At 69.4% G+C, this 17128-nt stretch carries 14 protein-coding genes and 1 tRNA gene; 12 read left to right on the top strand and 3 right to left on the bottom strand.

Going from position 1 to position 17128, the window contains the following annotated elements; genetic code table 11:
• Nucleotides 1-133: 133 nt before the first annotated feature.
• A complete protein-coding gene (locus tag ACIRF9_RS45030; RefSeq protein WP_403835180.1) occupies nt 134-745 on the bottom strand; it encodes a hypothetical protein in 612 nt (203 codons plus the stop codon).
• 334 nt (nt 746-1079) lie between these two features.
• Nucleotides 1080-1151: transfer RNA gene (locus ACIRF9_RS45025), tRNA-Arg, on the bottom strand.
• A 188-nt stretch (nt 1152-1339) separates the two neighbouring features.
• Here ACIRF9_RS45025 and ACIRF9_RS45020 point away from each other — a divergent pair.
• The 9 genes from ACIRF9_RS45020 to ACIRF9_RS44980 all read left to right on the top strand — a co-directional run bounded on the left by ACIRF9_RS45020 (nt 1340) and on the right by ACIRF9_RS44980 (nt 14186).
• Entirely contained in the window at nt 1340-1822 is a 483-nt protein-coding gene (locus ACIRF9_RS45020) for a response regulator (RefSeq protein ID WP_403835196.1), read from the top strand.
• Between the two features lie 215 nt (nt 1823-2037).
• Complete coding sequence (gene nrtL / locus ACIRF9_RS45015; RefSeq protein ID WP_403835177.1) at nt 2038-3357, top strand: ArgS-related anticodon-binding protein NrtL; 1320 nt, start codon at nt 2038-2040, stop codon at nt 3355-3357.
• Nucleotides 3358-3383: 26 nt separating this feature from the next.
• Nucleotides 3384-4775, top strand: a complete 1392-nt coding sequence (gene lysA, locus ACIRF9_RS45010; RefSeq protein WP_403835174.1) for a diaminopimelate decarboxylase — start codon at nt 3384-3386, stop codon at nt 4773-4775.
• A 161-nt stretch (nt 4776-4936) separates the two neighbouring features.
• Nucleotides 4937-6229: a homoserine dehydrogenase gene (locus ACIRF9_RS45005; protein WP_403835172.1), complete on the top strand. Its 1293-nt coding sequence runs from the start codon at nt 4937-4939 to the stop codon at nt 6227-6229.
• Between the two features lie 6 nt (nt 6230-6235).
• Nucleotides 6236-7294 carry a threonine synthase gene (gene thrC / locus ACIRF9_RS45000; protein ID WP_403835169.1) on the top strand — a complete coding sequence of 353 codons (1059 nt, stop codon included), beginning with the start codon at nt 6236-6238 and terminating at the stop codon, nt 7292-7294.
• Between the two features lie 226 nt (nt 7295-7520).
• Nucleotides 7521-8465: a homoserine kinase gene (gene thrB / locus ACIRF9_RS44995; RefSeq protein ID WP_403835167.1), complete on the top strand. Its 945-nt coding sequence runs from the start codon at nt 7521-7523 to the stop codon at nt 8463-8465.
• 405 nt (nt 8466-8870) lie between these two features.
• The gene (rho, locus tag ACIRF9_RS44990) at nt 8871-10874 is read left to right on the top strand and encodes a transcription termination factor Rho (RefSeq protein ID WP_403835166.1); all 2004 of its coding nucleotides are present in this window, start codon (nt 8871-8873) and stop codon (nt 10872-10874) included.
• Nucleotides 10875-11031: 157 nt separating this feature from the next.
• Nucleotides 11032-12867, top strand: coding sequence for a trypsin-like serine protease (locus ACIRF9_RS44985; protein WP_403835163.1), 1836 nt, complete (start codon nt 11032-11034; stop codon nt 12865-12867).
• A gap of 167 nt (nt 12868-13034) precedes the next feature.
• On the top strand, nt 13035-14186 hold the full coding sequence (locus ACIRF9_RS44980; RefSeq protein ID WP_403835161.1) for an LCP family protein: 1152 nt from the start codon (nt 13035-13037) through the stop codon (nt 14184-14186).
• A gap of 5 nt (nt 14187-14191) precedes the next feature.
• On the opposite strand, the gene ACIRF9_RS44975 is transcribed toward ACIRF9_RS44980, so the two are convergent.
• Nucleotides 14192-14662, bottom strand: a complete 471-nt coding sequence (locus tag ACIRF9_RS44975) for a hypothetical protein (RefSeq protein WP_403835158.1) — start codon at nt 14660-14662, stop codon at nt 14192-14194.
• Between the two features lie 160 nt (nt 14663-14822).
• On the opposite strand from ACIRF9_RS44975, the gene rpmE reads away from it, so the two are divergent.
• The 3 genes from rpmE (at nt 14823) to prmC (ending at nt 17118) form a co-directional block, all read left to right on the top strand.
• Nucleotides 14823-15047, top strand: a complete 225-nt coding sequence (rpmE, locus tag ACIRF9_RS44970; RefSeq protein ID WP_403835155.1) for a 50S ribosomal protein L31 — start codon at nt 14823-14825, stop codon at nt 15045-15047.
• Between the two features lie 107 nt (nt 15048-15154).
• Nucleotides 15155-16231 carry a peptide chain release factor 1 gene (prfA, locus tag ACIRF9_RS44965; RefSeq protein WP_403835154.1) on the top strand — a complete coding sequence of 359 codons (1077 nt, stop codon included), beginning with the start codon at nt 15155-15157 and terminating at the stop codon, nt 16229-16231.
• Between the two features lie 41 nt (nt 16232-16272).
• On the top strand, nt 16273-17118 hold the full coding sequence (gene prmC, locus ACIRF9_RS44960; protein WP_403835152.1) for a peptide chain release factor N(5)-glutamine methyltransferase: 846 nt from the start codon (nt 16273-16275) through the stop codon (nt 17116-17118).
• The last annotated feature ends 10 nt before the right edge of the window (nt 17119-17128 follow it).

The following is a 17128-nucleotide window of genomic DNA, read 5'->3' as shown; positions in this document are numbered from 1 at the left end:
ACGTCAGCCACGAATAATGCCAACTTCGCCCGGACCCGGTTCACTTCATGTGCATCCACACACCCACCGTGCTCCTGAACAGGCCCGACAGGAAGACCTAACGGAGTCCTATTAGCGACGTCGGTGTAGATGATCAGACGCCGTCGTGCAGATGCGCTGTTGGTCCGATCTCGGGGTTGTACCAGTCTGGGAGCGCTTGAGTGGCGCGCACCTCAAGGCGCATGAGTGCTCGCACGTGTCCTTGCTGCTCGGTGATCGTGTTCAGGAGGGCAATGACGCGCTGGAGTTTCGCTTGGCGAGCAGATGAGTCCGCCTCGGCCGCTGCTTGCATCAAGCGTCTGTAGGCGGTCGTGAGCTGTGCGTTTACCCGGCTCTCAATCTCTAGTACCGCGTCGCTTGCCACGAGCTGAGCTTCGGCGCGGGTGTCCCGTTGAGCACGTCGCGCGCTACTTACTTCTTCCGCTGCCTCAGTGTCGGTTGATCCCGACTTGAGTGCGTAGGCGTACGCCAGCATCGCGTCTCTGTACTGGCGATCATTGGCGTTCAGCTGTGCGTAGCAGTTGCGTAGTTGATCGATCTTGCGCTGATCCTCGGAGGCTCGCTGTTCCGCGCTGCGGGCTAATTCTTCTCGCGTTGACCTGTGCGCCTCGGCGCGCTGGGCGAGAACTTGAGTGATCACCGCCGAAAGCAGCGTCCCGAGTACGCCGACGCTCGCGACGATCAGAGAGATGGTGCCATCGGACATCCCCGCTCCCCGGCGTCTACCTGACTGGCCCTGATGCGCAGACAGTAGCTAACCCACTTGGGTGGCTCGGCCCCATCGCTGGAGATCGTCGAGGAAGCAGCCTCAGCGTGCGGCATGCCGGCGGTCTTCTTGCGCCCAGAGGCCTGCCGCATAACCAGCCCGTGGCCGCCGCGATGTCAGGGCTGACCAGGGACGATGCCCCAAGATCCTGTCCACGAATAGTCCACAGACCTTGTCCTAGGGTCGCTCAGGGCTGCATACGGCTGCACATGCAACAAGACCCCGACCTCAGCGTTTCCGCTGGTGACGGGGTCTTTGGGCACCTAATCCAAGGTGCCCCCGGCAGGATTCGAACCTGCGCACACGGCTCCGGAGGCCGTTGCTCTATCCCCTGAGCTACGGGGGCGTGTCGGGCGGGAGCTGTTTGCTCGCGGCGACGGGTAGAACACTACCAGCTCCCCCGGGGTGTTCATGAACGGGTTTACGGGGGTGGGGAGGGGTGTGGGTCGCCCGCACGGGGTGGAAGTGGGGAAAACCCGGACGCGGTGGCCGGTCCCGACCTACTCTCGAGTTGTGTCAGGCGCGTCGGGTCGGGTGCTTGTTGTGGACGACAACAAGGTCATCCGGCAGCTGATCAGGGTCAACCTCGAGCTTGAGGGTCTCGAGGTCGTGACCGCTTCCGATGGTGCCGAGTGTCTGGATGTCGTTCATCAGGTGCGGCCGGATGTCGTGACCCTCGATGTCGTCATGCCCCGGCTGGACGGTCTGCGGACCGCCGCTCGGCTGCGCTCCGATCCTCGGACGCGTGATCTTCCCCTCGCGATCATCAGTGCGTGTACCCCGTACGAGGTCGAGGTCGGCCTCGAAGCCGGCGTCGACGCCTTCCTCGCCAAGCCCTTTGAACCCGATGAACTCGTCACCCTCGTAAGGCAGTTGTTGGAGAGGGAGCGGCGCGACAGGGGTGGGGGCGGGGGAGTGGGCGACGGTCTGGGGGTTGAGTTTGGGCTCGGGACCGTCCTTGGAGCCGGTGGAGGCGTCGGGGCCGGGCAGGGGAGTGGGGGGCCTGGCGTCGAGTAGGGCGCGTAGGCGTGTGTACGGGTGGAGGGGTACAGGGGAGTGGAGCCGTGTAGCTTCTCGCCCGCCCCCCGCCCCCCGCCCCCCGCCCCCGGGCCCCCGCCTCACCTCCGCTCCAGTTCCCCGCCCCACCGCTCGGGTCCCCCCACCCGTCCACATCCCGGACCCTCCCCAAACCGGCTCGCCTACCCACCCCCCTCCTCCCCTACGCTTGTCCCGTGACCCCCGTCGAGCTCTCCCGCACCGTGCTGCACGCGGTACGTCGTGCTGTCGACGCCGGTGAGCTGAGCGTGGCCGTTCCGGCGCGGGCGGTGGTTGCGCCGCCGGGGCCCGGAGGGGCGGGGGACTACGCCACGAACATCGCCCTTCAGTTGGCCCGTCCGGCCGGGCAGCCGCCGTTGCGGGTCGCCGAGGTGCTGCGGCCGTATCTCGCTCGCGTTGAAGGTGTCACCGGCGTCGAGATAACCGGGCCCGGTTTCCTCAACATCAGCCTCGATCATCTCGCCGCCTCCACCGGCCTCGTCCGGCGGATCCGCGGGGAAGGGCTCCGGTACGGGCACACCGACGCCCTCGCCGGGCAGGTCCTCGAACTGCGTGTGCCGTTCGAGGTCCGGGCCGAGGTCCTTGCCGACGCCCTCGCGCGGATCGTCGCCTCGCAGGGAGGGCGCGTGGCCACCCACCATCGTGGTGCATCTGGCGAGTCCTCTTACGGCCGTGCGTCTCTCGGCACCTCCCGTTACCGCGAGCTCGCCGTGCTCGCCGACCTCACCGGCCGCCGCGAGCTCGCCGACTCCCGCCACCGCGAGTCCACCGGCTCCTCCCCCTCCCTCCACCGCGAGCCCCTCCTCCTCCGCCCCCATCCCGCCCCCGAAGACCCCACCCCCCTCGGTCTCGACGCGGCCTGCTGGGCCCTGCTTCACCCCGCCCCCCACGACCGGCCCCGCATCACCGCCGATCACCTGGTCCAGCGCGAGAGCAACCCTCTCTTCCGGATCCGTTACGCCCACGCCCGCACCCGGGCCCTCACCCGCAACGCCGCCGACCTCGGTTTCACCGCCGAACCCGGCCCCGTAGAGCTACCGGTAGAGCCACCGGGTGGGAAGGGGCGCGGGAAGGCGCGCGGGACGGACGTGACAGGGCGGTCGCAGGACTTCGAGGCACAGGACTTCGGGGTACAGGACTTCGGGGCACAGGACTTCGGGGTACATCCCGACCCGTCGTCCTCCGTGCCAACCCCGTTGCCTCCCACGACCCCTCCACCACCCCTCCTCCTCCCCCTCCTCGCCGACTACCCCCGCATCCTCGCCACCGTCACCGCCCTCCCCCGCCCGGAGGGCATCGCCGCGCCCTCTCGGCTGGCGCGGCATCTCGTCGCCGTTGCGGATGCGACCCTCCTTCTGCTGCCCGTCGTTCTTCCGCGCGGGGAGGAGAAACCCTCGGCCGCCCACCGTGCCCGGCTCGCGCTCGCCGAAGCCGCCGGGACGGTGCTGGCCGGCGGCCTGTCCCTGCTCGGCATCGACGCACCCGACCACCTCTGAATCACTTCTGAGAGAGCACGCCCACGATGAGCCGTTCCGCCCACCCCGCCGGGCCCCGTCACGCCGACGTCCTTCCCGAGGGTCACTACTCCGCCCCGCCCGCCGATCTGAACGCCCTCGACCCGAAGGTCTGGGCGCAGACCGTCGGGCGGAACGACGACGGTGTCGTCACCGTGGGGGGTGTCGACGTCAAGGCGCTCGCCGAGCAGCACGGCACGCCCGCCTACATCCTCGACGAGAGCGACTTCCGGGAGCGGGCCCGTGCGTGGCGTACCGCGTTCGGAAGCGACGCCGACGTCTTCTACGCCGGCAAGGCGTTCCTGTCCCGTGCCGTCGTGCGGTGGTTGCACGAGGAGGGGCTCAACCTCGACGTCTGCTCCGGCGGTGAGCTCGCCACCGCGCTGTCCGCCGGTATGCCCGCCGACCGCATCGCCTTTCACGGCAACAACAAGTCCAAGGAAGAGATCCATCGGGCCATCGAGGCCGGGGTCGGCCGTATCGTGCTCGATTCCTTCCAGGAGATCGTGCGGGTCGCCCATATCGCGCAGTCGCTCGGTAAGCGGCAGCGGGTGCAGATCCGGATCACCGTGGGGGTGGAGGCGCACACGCATGAGTTCATCGCCACCGCCCATGAAGACCAGAAGTTCGGGATTCCGCTCGCCGGGGGGCAGGCGGCGGAGGCCGTGCGGCGGGCGCTCCAGCTGGACGGGCTTGAGCTGATCGGGATCCACAGCCACATCGGGTCGCAGATCTTCGACATGTCCGGGTTCGAGGTCGCCGCCCACCGCGTGGTCGGGCTGCTGAAGGACATCCGGGACGAGCACGGTGTCGAGCTTCCCGAGATCGATCTCGGGGGTGGGCTCGGTATTGCCTACACCAGCGCGGACGATCCGCGTGAGCCCCATGAGATCGCCAAGGCGCTGACCGAGATCGTCACGCGCGAGTGCGAGGCGGCCCGGCTCAGCACCCCGCGGATCTCCGTCGAGCCCGGGCGCGCCATCGTCGGGCCGACCGCCTTCACGCTCTACGAGGTCGGCACCGTCAAGCCGCTCGACGGGCTGCGTACGTACGTCTCCGTCGACGGCGGCATGTCGGACAACATCCGTACGGCCCTGTACGACGCCGAGTACAGCGTCGCCCTGGTGTCGCGGACCTCCGACGCCGAGCCCATGCTCGCCCGTGTCGTGGGCAAGCACTGCGAGAGCGGGGACATCGTGGTGAAGGATGCCTTCCTCCCCGGTGATCTGGCACCCGGTGACCTCGTCGCCGTACCCGCCACGGGGGCGTACTGCCGGTCCATGGCGAGCAATTACAACCATGTGCTGCGGCCGCCGGTCGTGGCGGTGACCGACGGTGAGTCGCGGGTCATCGTCCGGCGGGAGACGGAGGAGGACCTTCTGCGGCTCGACGTCGGGTGAGTGAAAAGCAGAAGGAAAGAATGGACCGGGGCGGAAGAATCTTTTGTCTGCCGCCACTGGGAAAATGAAATACATGTCTCACAATCCGGACCGGGGATAGAAACTCCGGTCCGGTGAGTGAGACTGGTCCAACCGTAGACGGTATGAGGAAACGAGGTCGGATGATGCGTACGCGTCCGCTGAAGGTGGCGCTGCTGGGCTGTGGAGTGGTCGGCTCAGAGGTGGCGCGCATCATGACGACGCACGCCGACGATCTCACGGCGAGGATCGGCGCCCCGGTGGAGCTCGCCGGGGTCGCCGTGCGGCGGCCGTCCAAGGTGCGCGAGGGCATCGACCCGGCTCTCGTCACCACCGACGCCACCGCCCTCGTCAAACGCGGGGACATTGATGTCGTGGTGGAGGTCATCGGGGGGATCGAGCCCGCGCGGACGCTCATCACCGCCGCCTTCGAGCACGGTGCGTCCGTCGTCTCCGCCAACAAGGCGCTGCTCGCCCAGGACGGGGCCGCCCTGCACGCGGCCGCCGACGAGCACGGCAGGGATCTGTACTACGAGGCCGCCGTCGCCGGCGCCATTCCGCTCATCCGGCCGCTGCGCGAGTCCCTCGCCGGCGACAAGATCAACCGGGTGATGGGCATCGTCAACGGGACGACCAACTTCATCCTCGACAAGATGGACAGCACGGGGGCGGGGTATCAGGAAGCCCTCGACGAGGCCACCGCGCTCGGGTATGCCGAGGCCGATCCGACCGCCGACGTGGAGGGGTTCGACGCCGCCGCCAAGGCCGCCATCCTCGCCGGGATCGCCTTCCACACGCGCGTGCGGCTCGACGACGTCTACCGCGAGGGGATGACCGAGGTCACCGCCTCCGACTTCGCCTCCGCCAAGAACATGGGCTGCACCATCAAGCTGCTCGCCATCTGTGAGCGGGCGGCCGACGGGGGGTCAGTGACCGCGCGGGTGCATCCCGCCATGATTCCGCTGAGCCATCCGCTCGCCTCCGTGCGCGGGGCCTACAACGCCGTGTTCGTCGAGTCGGACGCGGCCGGCCAGCTCATGTTCTACGGTCCCGGCGCCGGCGGTGCACCCACCGCCTCCGCCGTGCTCGGCGACCTCGTCGCCGTCTGCCGCAACCGGCTCAGCGGGGCAACGGGGCCCGGCGAGTCGGCGTATGCCGCCCTGCCCGTGTCACCGATGGGTGACGTCGTCACGCGGTACCACATCAGCCTGGACGTGGCCGACAAACCGGGCGTTCTCGCCCAGGTGGCCACCGTCTTCGCCGAGCACGGCGTTTCCATCGATACGGTGCGCCAGCAGGGCAAGGACGGCGAGGCCTCCCTCGTCGTCGTCACCCATCGCGCGTCCGACGCCTCCCTCACCGGGACCGTCGAGGCGCTGCGCAAGCTCGACACCGTGCGGGGTGTCGCCAGCATCATGCGGGTTGAAGGAGAGTAACCAGCAATGACCCACCAGTGGCGCGGAATCATCGAGGAATACCGGGATCGGCTGCCGGTGTCCGACAGCACTCCCGTGGTGACGCTCCGCGAGGGCGGTACGCCCCTCGTGCCCGCGCAGGTGCTCTCCGAGCGCACGGGCTGCGAGGTCCACCTCAAGGTGGAGGGCGCCAACCCGACCGGGTCCTTCAAGGACCGCGGGATGACCATGGCCATCAGCAAGGCCAAGGAGGAGGGCGCGAAGGCCGTCATCTGTGCCTCCACGGGCAACACCTCCGCCTCCGCCGCCGCCTACGCCGTCCGCGCGGGCATGGTCTCCGCCGTGCTCGTGCCGCAGGGCAAGATCGCGCTCGGCAAGATGGGGCAGGCCCTCGTCCACGGCGCGCAGATCCTCCAGGTCGACGGCAACTTCGACGACTGCCTCACCCTGGCCCGCGAGCTCAGCGACAACTACCCCGTCGCGCTGGTCAATTCGGTCAACCCGGTCCGTATCGAGGGCCAGAAGACGGCCTCCTTCGAGATCGTGGACATGCTGGGCGACGCCCCGGACATCCACGTCCTGCCGGTGGGCAACGCGGGCAACATCACCGCGTACTGGAAGGGCTACAAGGAGTACGCCGGGGACGGGATCGCCGCGAAGACCCCTCGTATGTGGGGTTTCCAGGCGTCCGGCTCCGCGCCCATCGTGCGCGGCGAGATCGTCAAGGACCCGTCGACCCTCGCCACCGCGATCCGGATCGGCAACCCGGCGTCCTGGCAGTTCGCGCTGGCCGCGCGGGACGAGTCCGGCGGTCTCATCGACGAGGTGACGGACCGTGAGATCCTGCGCGCCTACCGGCTGTTGGCCGCGCAGGAGGGTGTCTTCGTGGAGCCCGCGTCCGCCGCGTCGGTGGCCGGTCTGCTGAAGGCCGCCGAGCAGGGCAAGGTCGACCCGGGGCAGACGATCGTCTGCACGGTCACCGGCAACGGTCTGAAGGACCCGGGCTGGGCCACCGAGGGCGCCCCGCGTCCCACGGTCGTCCCGGTCGACGCCGCGGCGGCAGCGGCCCGCCTGGGCCTCGCGTAACACTCCGGCGTGGGGTTAACCCCGTAAGGGATGCACAGGGGGCTTACGACACGCATCGTGCGCCTCCTGTGCGCCCTATGTCGCCGCAGAACCTTCCTTCGATAGGCTGTACTGAACCCGCCCGCTGCATATGCCGCAGCACCGTGTCGCCCTCGCGGCCCAGGGTCGTCACGTATCTATCGAATGTCATTCGACAGTCACGCAGCTCAAGGAGAGTCATCGAGAGATGGCCGGTCCCGCCTTCCGCGCCGCCCCCGTCCGGGTGCGCGTCCCCGCCACCAGCGCCAACCTCGGCCCGGGCTTCGACGCCTTCGGCCTCGGCCTGGGGCTCTACGACGACGTCGTCGTCCGGGTGGCCGACTCCGGGCTGCACATCGACATCGCGGGCGAGGGCAGCGAGACGCTGCCGCGTGACGAGAAGCACCTTCTGGTCCGCTCCCTGCGCACCGCATTCGACGTCCTGGGCGGCCAGCCGCGCGGCCTGGAGATCGTCTGCGCCAACCGCATCCCGCACGGCCGGGGCCTCGGCTCCTCCTCCGCCGCGATCTGCGCCGGCATCGTCGCCGCGCGCGCGGTGACCATAGGCGGCGAGTCCAAGCTCGACGACACCGCCCTCCTCGAGCTCGCCACCGAGATCGAGGGACACCCGGACAACGTCGCCGCCTGTCTGCTCGGCGGATTCACCCTCTCCTGGATGGAGGCGGGCGCCGCGCGGGCGATCAGGATGGAGCCCGCCGATTCCATCGTTCCGGTGGTTTTCGTGCCCGGGAAGCCGGTTCTCACCGAGACGGCGCGCGGACTGCTCCCGCGCTCCGTGCCGCACGTCGACGCCGCCGCCAACGCGGGCCGTGCCGCCCTGCTCGTCGAGGCCCTGACCAGGCGCCCCGAGCTGCTGCTGCCCGCCACCGAGGACCGTCTGCACCAGGAGTACCGCGCGCCCGCCATGCCGGAGAGCGCCGCCCTGGTGGAGCGGCTGCGCGCCGACGGCATCCCCGCGGTGATCTCCGGCGCCGGACCCACCGTGATGGCGCTGGCCGACGCGGGAACGGCCGACAAGGTCGAGGCCCTGGCGGGCGCGGACTGGGCCGCGAACCGACTGGCCCTGGATCTGCAGGGTGCGAGCGTCCTGCCGCTCGCACCGGCTGGTGAAACGCACTCCGGCGACATTTAGTGCACGGTTGCCGGATTTCGAGAGGGGGAATGTTTGTTGGATCCGGTAGTGTTAACCTCAAGTCTGCACCCGACCCCACCATGGCGAGGTGCTTCGTGTCCCCGTCAGGGACAGACATTCTTCCGGGAGCTCCCCAAGCCGCACTGCGTTCCGTACGTCGTATCTGGGCAGTACGCCGTACACCGACGTTGAGCGGTCCGCAGGGCACGCTCCGGAATCGGTGCTACCACGCCACGTGACACTCGGTGTCACGGATCGTCGAGGAAGCGCCATCACCAGCAAATCTCTCTTCCGCCGTTGTGGCGGACCACCGCCCCGGCTTCGCCACAGCAAGGACCGAAGTCGGACAGCACAACCGGTCGCCGAGCCAGACAGGCCGACGTCCGCTCCAGGGAAGGACCCTTCGTGAGCGACACCACCGATCTGATGGGCGCACGTGTCGAGGAGACCGCTGCCGCGCCCGCCACGGACGCCTCCGCGCCTGCCACCGGTGCCGGCTCCCGGCGGCGCCGCGGTACCGGCCTCGAGGGCATGGTGCTGGCCGAGCTGCAGCAGGTCGCATCCGGCCTCGGAATCAGGGGCACCGCGCGGATGCGCAAGAGCCAGCTGATCGAGGTCATCAAGGAGGCGCAGGCCTCAGGCGGCGCCGCCGCTCCGGCGAAGGCCGAGGCTCCCGCCGAGACCAAGCCCAAGCGTCGCGCCACCTCCAAGGCCCGCACGGGCGAGGAGACCGCCGCGAAGAAGGCGGACGCCGCCCCCAAGGCCGAGGCCCCCGCCGAGAAGGCCGTGGCCCAGCAGCAGATCGAGATCCCCGGCCAGCCGGCCGGCGCCGACGCCCCCGTCGAGCGCCGCCGTCGCCGCGCCACCTCCGAGGCCGGCAGCCCGACGGCCACCGGCGCCGAGACCGTCGTCGCCGAGGCCAAGAGCGAGCCCAAGGCCGAGACGCCCGCGCAGCCGCAGGCCGAGGCCAAGGTCGTCGACGCCGGTGAGGCCGACGGCCGCCGCCGGGACCGCCGTGAGCGCGGGGACCGTGGGGACCGCGGTCGTGACCGCGACCGCCGTGGCGGCAAGGGCGACGAGCAGCAGGGCGGCCAGCAGCAGCGCGGCCAGCAGACCCAGCAGCAGAGCCGCCAGGACCGTAACGCCGGTCCGCAGGACGACGACGACTTCGATGGCGGCCGTCGTGGCCGTCGCGGCCGCTACCGCGACCGCCGTGGCCGCCGTGGCCGTGACGAGATCGGCGCCGCCGAGCCGCAGCTCGCCGACGACGACGTCCTGATCCCCGTCGCGGGCATCCTGGACATCCTCGACAACTACGCCTTCATCCGGACCTCCGGCTACCTGCCGGGCCCGAACGACGTGTACGTCTCCCTCGCCCAGGTCCGCAAGAACGGCCTGCGCAAGGGTGACCACATCACCGGCGCGGTCCGTCAGCCCAAGGAAGGCGAGCGCCGCGAGAAGTTCAACGCGCTGGTCCGGCTGGACTCCGTCAACGGCATGGCGCCCGAACACGGCCGTGGCCGCCCCGAGTTCAACAAGCTCACCCCGCTGTACCCGCAGGACCGCCTCCGCCTGGAGACGGACCCCGGCGTCCTCACCACCCGGATCATCGACCTCGTGTCGCCGATCGGTAAGGGCCAGCGCGGTCTGATCGTGGCCCCGCCGAAGACCGGCAAGACCATGATCATGCAGGCGATCGCCAACGCGATCACGCACAACAACCCCGAGTGCCACCTGATGGTCGTCCTCGTCGACGAGCGTCCGGAAGAGGTCACCGACATGCAGCGGTCGGTGAAGGGCGAGGTCATCTCCTCGACCTTCGACCGTCCGGCCGAGGACCACACCACCGTCGCCGAGCTCGCCATCGAGCGCGCCAAGCGTCTGGTGGAGCTGGGCCACGACGTCGTCGTGCTGCTCGACTCGATCACGCGTCTGGGCCGTGCGTACAACCTCGCCGCCCCGGCCTCCGGCCGCATCCTGTCCGGTGGTGTCGACTCGACGGCCCTGTACCCGCCGAAGCGCTTCTTCGGTGCGGCCCGCAACATCGAGGACGGCGGCTCGCTGACCATCCTCGCCACCGCCCTGGTGGACACCGGGTCCCGCATGGACGAGGTGATCTTCGAGGAGTTCAAGGGCACCGGCAACATGGAGCTCAAGCTCGACCGGAAGCTCGCCGACAAGCGCATCTTCCCGGCGGTGGACGTCGACGCGTCCGGCACCCGCAAGGAGGAGATCCTGCTCGGTGCCGAGGAGCTGGGCATCGTGTGGAAGCTGCGCCGGGTGCTGCACGCGCTCGACCAGCAGCAGGCGATCGAGCTGCTCCTCGACAAGATGAAGCAGACCAAGTCGAACGCCGAGTTCCTGATGCAGATCCAGAAGACGACCCCGTCGCCGGGCAACGGCGACTGACGTCACGCAAGACCCGCGTAAGCGCCGAGTAAAGGGCCGCCCCCATTCCTGGGGGCGGCCCTTCGCTTGTCGGTGCGCGTTGTTAAGATCGCGCCCTTCGGTCGGCCGTTCGGGCCGGTACCGATCCTGAACCTGACGATCCCTAGGGGGGACACGAGTGGGTACACCCACGTCCGGAGGCGGCCGGCACAGACGCCGGATACGGATCGCCCTTCCCGTTGCCGCGGCCACCCTGGCCGCCGCCGTCGCCGGTGTGCTCGTGACGACGTCCGCGGGGGCGGCCACGGCGGCGCCGACGCCCGTCCGGAGCGCGCCGTCGACCGCCGAGATCGAGGCACGTCTGGCCACCGCGCTCGCCGGTGACGACACCGCGGGGGAGACCTCCTCGAAGTCGTCCCTGAGCGCGAGCACCAACACGAGCAGGAGCAGCGGCTCCACCACCGTCGACCCGAAGATCATCGGCGGTTCGGACACGACGATCACCAACGCGCCGTACATGGCGCAGCTCTGGTACGGCGACGACCGGGGCACCTCCACCACCAGCGACGACATCGGCTTCTTCTGCGGTGGCGCGGTCGTCGCCCCCACGAAGATCCTCACCGCCGCGCACTGCGTCGCGGGCTACAACTGGAAGGCGCACGGCGCCGTCATCACCGGCACCGCGCAGCTGCTGTCCGAGGACTCGAGCGGGAACATCGACCTGCACGGCGGCACCGCGAGCGGTGTCTGGCGGCAGTGGAACAACCCCTCGTACGACGAGGACACCATCGACAACGACCTCGCCATCCTGACCCTGCCGAACCCGGTCAAGGCGACGCCGATCCCGATGACGACCGCCGGCGACACCACGTCGTACAAGGCGGGCACGACCGCGCAGGTCTACGGCTGGGGCCGCACCAGCTCCACCAGTGACGACATCTCGGACACCCTGAAGACGGCCGAGCTGCCGATCCAGTCCAACACCACCTGCTCGGACTACTACGACAGCTGGTTCATCGCGGGCCACATGGTGTGCGCGGGCGAGCCGGCCACCGGCTCCGACACCGGCACCACCTCCGCCTGCAACGGCGACTCCGGCGGCCCGCTGGTGGTCGGCGGCAAGGTCGTGGGCGTCGTGTCGTGGGGCGTCACGGACTGCGTCGAGGCGGGCGCCTACAGCGTCTTCACCAAGCTGACCACGTACGTCGCCGGCGCCTACCCGCGCATCGACGACACCAACCTCAGCGGCGACCACAAGGCCGACCTCTTCGTGCGCAACTCCTCCACGAAGACCGGCTACGAGATCGACTCCAAGGGCACCTCGCTGGCCTCGCGCCTGTCCTGGGGCTCCTACAGCGCCTGGAACCTGGTCCTGCAGACCGACCTCGACCGGGACGGCTACACGGACTTCGTCCAGCGCCGCGCCTCCGACGGGGACCTGTACTGGCGGCACTGCGTGTTCCCCAGCAACGGAACCACCTGCACCTGGACCAGCAACCTGATCGGCGACAACTGGAAGAGCCGCCTGGCGATCGTCGCCCCCGGCGACGTCACCGGCGACGACCTGCCGGACCTGCTGTCCGTCGACTCCGCGGGCGTCCTGTGGATCTACCCGGGCAAGGGCAACGGCAAGTTCGGCACGCGCGTGAAGGTCTCCACGGGCTGGAACCAGTACAACTTCGTGCGCGGCCACGGCGACTTCAGCAACGACGGCAAGGCCGACCTGCTCGCCCGCAACAAGAGCACCGGCGCGATCTACCTCTACAAGGGCACCGGCAAGGCCGGCACGGGCGCGTTCGCGGCCCGCGTCAAGGTGCGGACGTGGAGCAACACGACGTACAACGCCTTCGACACCGTCGGGGACGTCAACGGCGACGGCAAGGCCGACTTCCTGGCCCGTACGCCCGGCGGCACGCTCTACCTGTACAAGGGCACCGGAAAGGCCACCAGCGAGATCTTTGCCACAAGGGTGTCGCTCGGTACCAGTTTCAAGCAGTACGACCTCTTCGGCTGAGTTCGGCCGAAAGCGCAGGTGAGCGGGGTGCTCCCCGCTCGGCTCCACACGCTCTGTGTCCGGTCTGCCACTGATCGGGCACAGAGCGTTGTGCAACCCTGTCCCGAGTTTCCCCGTCTGACCGGGCGGAGTGACGATGGTGAGGTTGCACGAGAACAGAGGAGCACATGACCGCCGAGAGCACGCCGGAGCCCGGCATACCGGGTGAGACCGGCACCACGGGTGGGACTGGCAGCGGCAACGGCGGCGGTCAGCGGCACCGCCACCGCAAGCAGCGGAGCCGGCGCAAAGGTCTGCTGGTGATGGCGTGGACGGCCGCGGGCATCGTCGTTCTGGGCGGCACCGGGGCGGGGTACCTGTACTTCAAGCTCAACGGCAACATCAAGAGCGTCGACATCGACCAGGCGCTGGGTTCCGCCCGGCCCACGAAGATCGACAACGGCTCCGAGAACATCCTCGTCCTCGGCTCGGACACCCGGTCCGGCTCCAACAAGAAGCTCGGCGGCGGCACCGACGACGGCAGCGCCCGCTCCGACACGGCGATGGTCATTCACGTCTACGAGGGCCACAAGCGGGCCAGCGTGGTCTCCATCCCGCGCGACACCCTCATCGACCGGCCGCGGTGCACCGACACCAAGGGCGTCGAGCACGACGCGGCGGACGACGTGATGTTCAACTCCGCGTACTCGACGGGCGGCGCGGCCTGTGCTGTGAAGACGGTCGAGTCGATCACCGGGATCCGGATGGACCACTACCTCGAGGTCGACTTCTCCGGCTTCGAGAAGCTGATCGACGAGCTGGGCGGCGTCGAGGTCACCACCACGAAGGCCATCGACGACTCCGACAGCCATCTGAAGCTCAAGGCCGGCACCCACACGCTGAACGGCGCGCAGGCCCTCGGCCTGGTCCGCACCCGGCACGGCGTCGGCGACGGCTCCGACCTCGGCCGCATCCAGCTCCAGCAGGCCTTCATCCAGGCCCTGGTCCAGCAGGTCCGACACGTCGGCCTCTTCACCAGCCCGAAGAAGCTCTACGACCTCGCCGACACCGCCACCAAGGCCGTCACCACCGACTCCGACCTCGGCACGGTCAACTCCCTGATGTCCTTCGCGAACGGGCTCAAGGGCATCAGCGCGTCCAAGATGCACATGGTGACCATGCCGGTCCAGTACGACCCCGCGAACCCCAACCGCGTCATCGTCCTCAAGTCCAAGGCCAAGCAGGTCTGGACGGCCCTGAAGAACGACCAGCCGATCCCGAAGACGGCGACGGAGGGCAACGCCACGGGCGAGGCGGCGGGCGTCGTGACGTCGTCGTAGACGGTTCAGGAAATCCACGCCTCGCTGTGGCGGTGACGGCCCAGGTCGAGGGCGGAGAACTCGTCCTGGCCGGGTGGGGCGGTCGCGCCGAGCCGGCGCAGGGCCCGGGAGATCGGGCTGCCCGCCGGAGGGAAGTGGGCCCCCTCCTCGACCACCAGCGGCCCGAGCACGAGCCGGCCTCCGGCCCACACGGCGGCCCGCTGTTCGCCCACCCCGCCGAAGAAGTCCGCTTCCACGAAGGCGACCGGGCCCTTCGTCGACCACGCGGCCAGCCGGCCGTCGAAGCCGCCCGGAAGCCACCAGAAGCCCAGCGGGCGTGTGCTGTCGCCGGTGGTGACGGAGTCGAAGACGTCCTCCGTCACCGGCAGCAGGGACAGGCCCTGCGCGAGCGGCGCCGAGCGTGCGGCGGGTATCTCCCGCACGATGTCCCGCAGCACGTCCTCGCCGGTGATCACGGCCCGCAGCGAATAACTCATCCCCGCATCCCTCCCGCTCCCGGCCCCCCCGGGAATAGTTCGTCCCGCCCCCCGGTTTTGGGGGATGCGGCCAGTCCTGGCAGACTGGTACGTCGGCTCCGGTTCACGCTCCCGTATCCCGCGGCGGCGACCCGGCGCCCTCCCGAAACTAGGAGACACCTTGAAGCGCGAGATCCACCCCGAGTACGTCGAGACGCAGGTCAGCTGCACCTGTGGCGCGTCGTTCACCACCCGCAGCACGATCGAGAGCGGCACCATCCGCGCCGACGTCTGCTCCGAGTGCCACCCGTTCTACACGGGCAAGCAGAAGATCCTCGACACCGGTGGCCGTGTGGCCCGCTTCGAGGCCCGCTTCGGCAAGGCTGCCGCCGGCTCCAAGAAGTAGCGAGCCCTTTTTCGCCGGTCCACGGTCGCGCCCCCGTCCGGGGTGCGCCCGGGACCGGCGTTTTTGGTCGTTCGCCTTCATCCACGTACGCATTTCAGGAGCCCATCATGTTCGAGGCTGTCGAGGAGTTGGTCGGTGAACACGCCGACCTGGAGAAGAAGCTCGCCGACCCGTCGGTCTTCGCCGACCAGGCCAACGCGCGCAAGCTGAACAAGCGCTACGCCGAGCTCACCCCGATCGTCGCCACGTACCGCTCCTGGAAGCAGTCCGGCGACGACATCGAGACCGCGCGCGAGTTCGCCGCCGACGACCCCGACTTCGCCGCCGAGGCCAAGGCCCTGGAGAAGCAGCGCGAGGAGCTGACGGAGAAGCTGCGGCTGCTGCTGGTCCCGCGCGACCCGAGTGACGACAAGGACGTCATTCTGGAGATCAAGGCGGGCGCCGGCGGTGACGAGTCGGCCCTCTTCGCCGGGGACCTCCTGCGCATGTATCTCCGGTACGCCGAGCGCGTCGGCTGGAAGACCGAGATCATCGACGCCACCGAGTCCGAGCTGGGCGGCTACAAGGACGTCCAGGTCGCCGTGAAGACCAAGGGCGGCCAGGGGGCCACCGAGCCCGGGCAGGGCGTCTGGGCGCGGCTGAAGTACGAGGGCGGTGTGCACCGCGTGCAGCGGGTGCCCGCGACCGAGTCGCAGGGCCGGATCCACACTTCCGCGGCGGGTGTCCTCGTGACCCCCGAGGCGGAGGAGGTCGATGTCGAGATCAACCCGAACGACCTCCGGATCGACGTCTACCGCTCCTCCGGGCCCGGTGGGCAGTCCGTCAACACCACCGACTCCGCCGTGCGCATCACGCACATTCCGACCGGAGTCGTCGCCTCCTGCCAGAACGAGAAGAGCCAGCTGCAGAACAAGGAGCAGGCGATGCGTATCCTGCGCTCCAGGCTGCTCGCGGCGGCACAGGAGGAGGCCGAGCGGGAGGCCGCCGACGCCCGCCGCAGCCAGGTCCGCACGGTCGACCGCTCCGAGAAGATCCGCACGTACAACTTCCCGGAGAACCGCATCTCGGACCACCGCGTCGGATTCAAGGCGTACAACCTGGACCAGGTCCTGGACGGCGACCTCGACACGGTGATCCAGGCCTGCGTCGACGCGGACTCCGCGGCGAAGCTCGCGGCCGCATAAGAGGCACGTACGCACGACCCAGTACGACACGGAGGACTTGCGTGAACCTGCTGCTCTCGGAGGTGGCCCAGGCCACCCAGCGGCTGGCCGACGCCGGCGTGCCCTCGCCGCGCAACGACGCGGAGGAGCTCGCCGCGTTCGTGCACGGCGTGAAGCGCGGTGAACTGCACTCCGTGAAGGACTCCGACTTCGACGCCCGCTACTGGGAGGTCATCGCCCGGCGTGAGCAGCGCGAGCCGCTGCAGCACATCACCGGGCGGGCCTACTTCCGCTACCTGGAGCTCCAGGTCGGCCCGGGCGTCTTCGTCCCGCGTCCCGAGACCGAGTCGGTGGTCGGGTGGGCCATAGACGCCGTACGCGCCATGGACGTCGTGGAGCCGCGCATCGTCGACCTGTGCACGGGCTCCGGAGCCATCGCGCTCGCCCTCGCCCAGGAGGTGCCGCGCTCCAGGGTGCACGCCGTGGAGCTGTCCGAGGACGCCCTCGTGTGGACGCGCAAGAACATGGAGGGGTCCAGGGTCGACCTGCGTCAGGGCAACGCCCTGGACGCCTTCCGCGACCTCGACGGCCACGTCGACCTGGTCGTCTCCAACCCGCCGTACATCCCGCTGACGGAGTGGGAGTACGTCGCTCCCGAGGCGCGGGACTACGACCCCGACCTGGCCCTGTTCTCCGGCGAGGACGGCCTCGATCTCATCCGCGGTCTGGAACGGACCGCACACCGGCTGCTGCGCCCGGGCGGTGTCGTCGTCATCGAGCACGCCGACACCCAGGGCGGACAGGTGCCGTGGATCTTCACCGAGGAGCGGGGCTGGGCCGACGCGGCCGACCACCCCGACCTCAACAAACGCCCCCGCTTCGCGACCGCCCGCAGGGCCATGCCGTGAAGACCGCTCA

It is taken from the genome of Streptomyces sp. NPDC096132, assembly GCF_044763345.1.
GTDB lineage: Bacteria > Actinomycetota > Actinomycetes > Streptomycetales > Streptomycetaceae > Streptomyces.
This window is presented reverse-complemented; position numbering and strand designations above follow the sequence as displayed.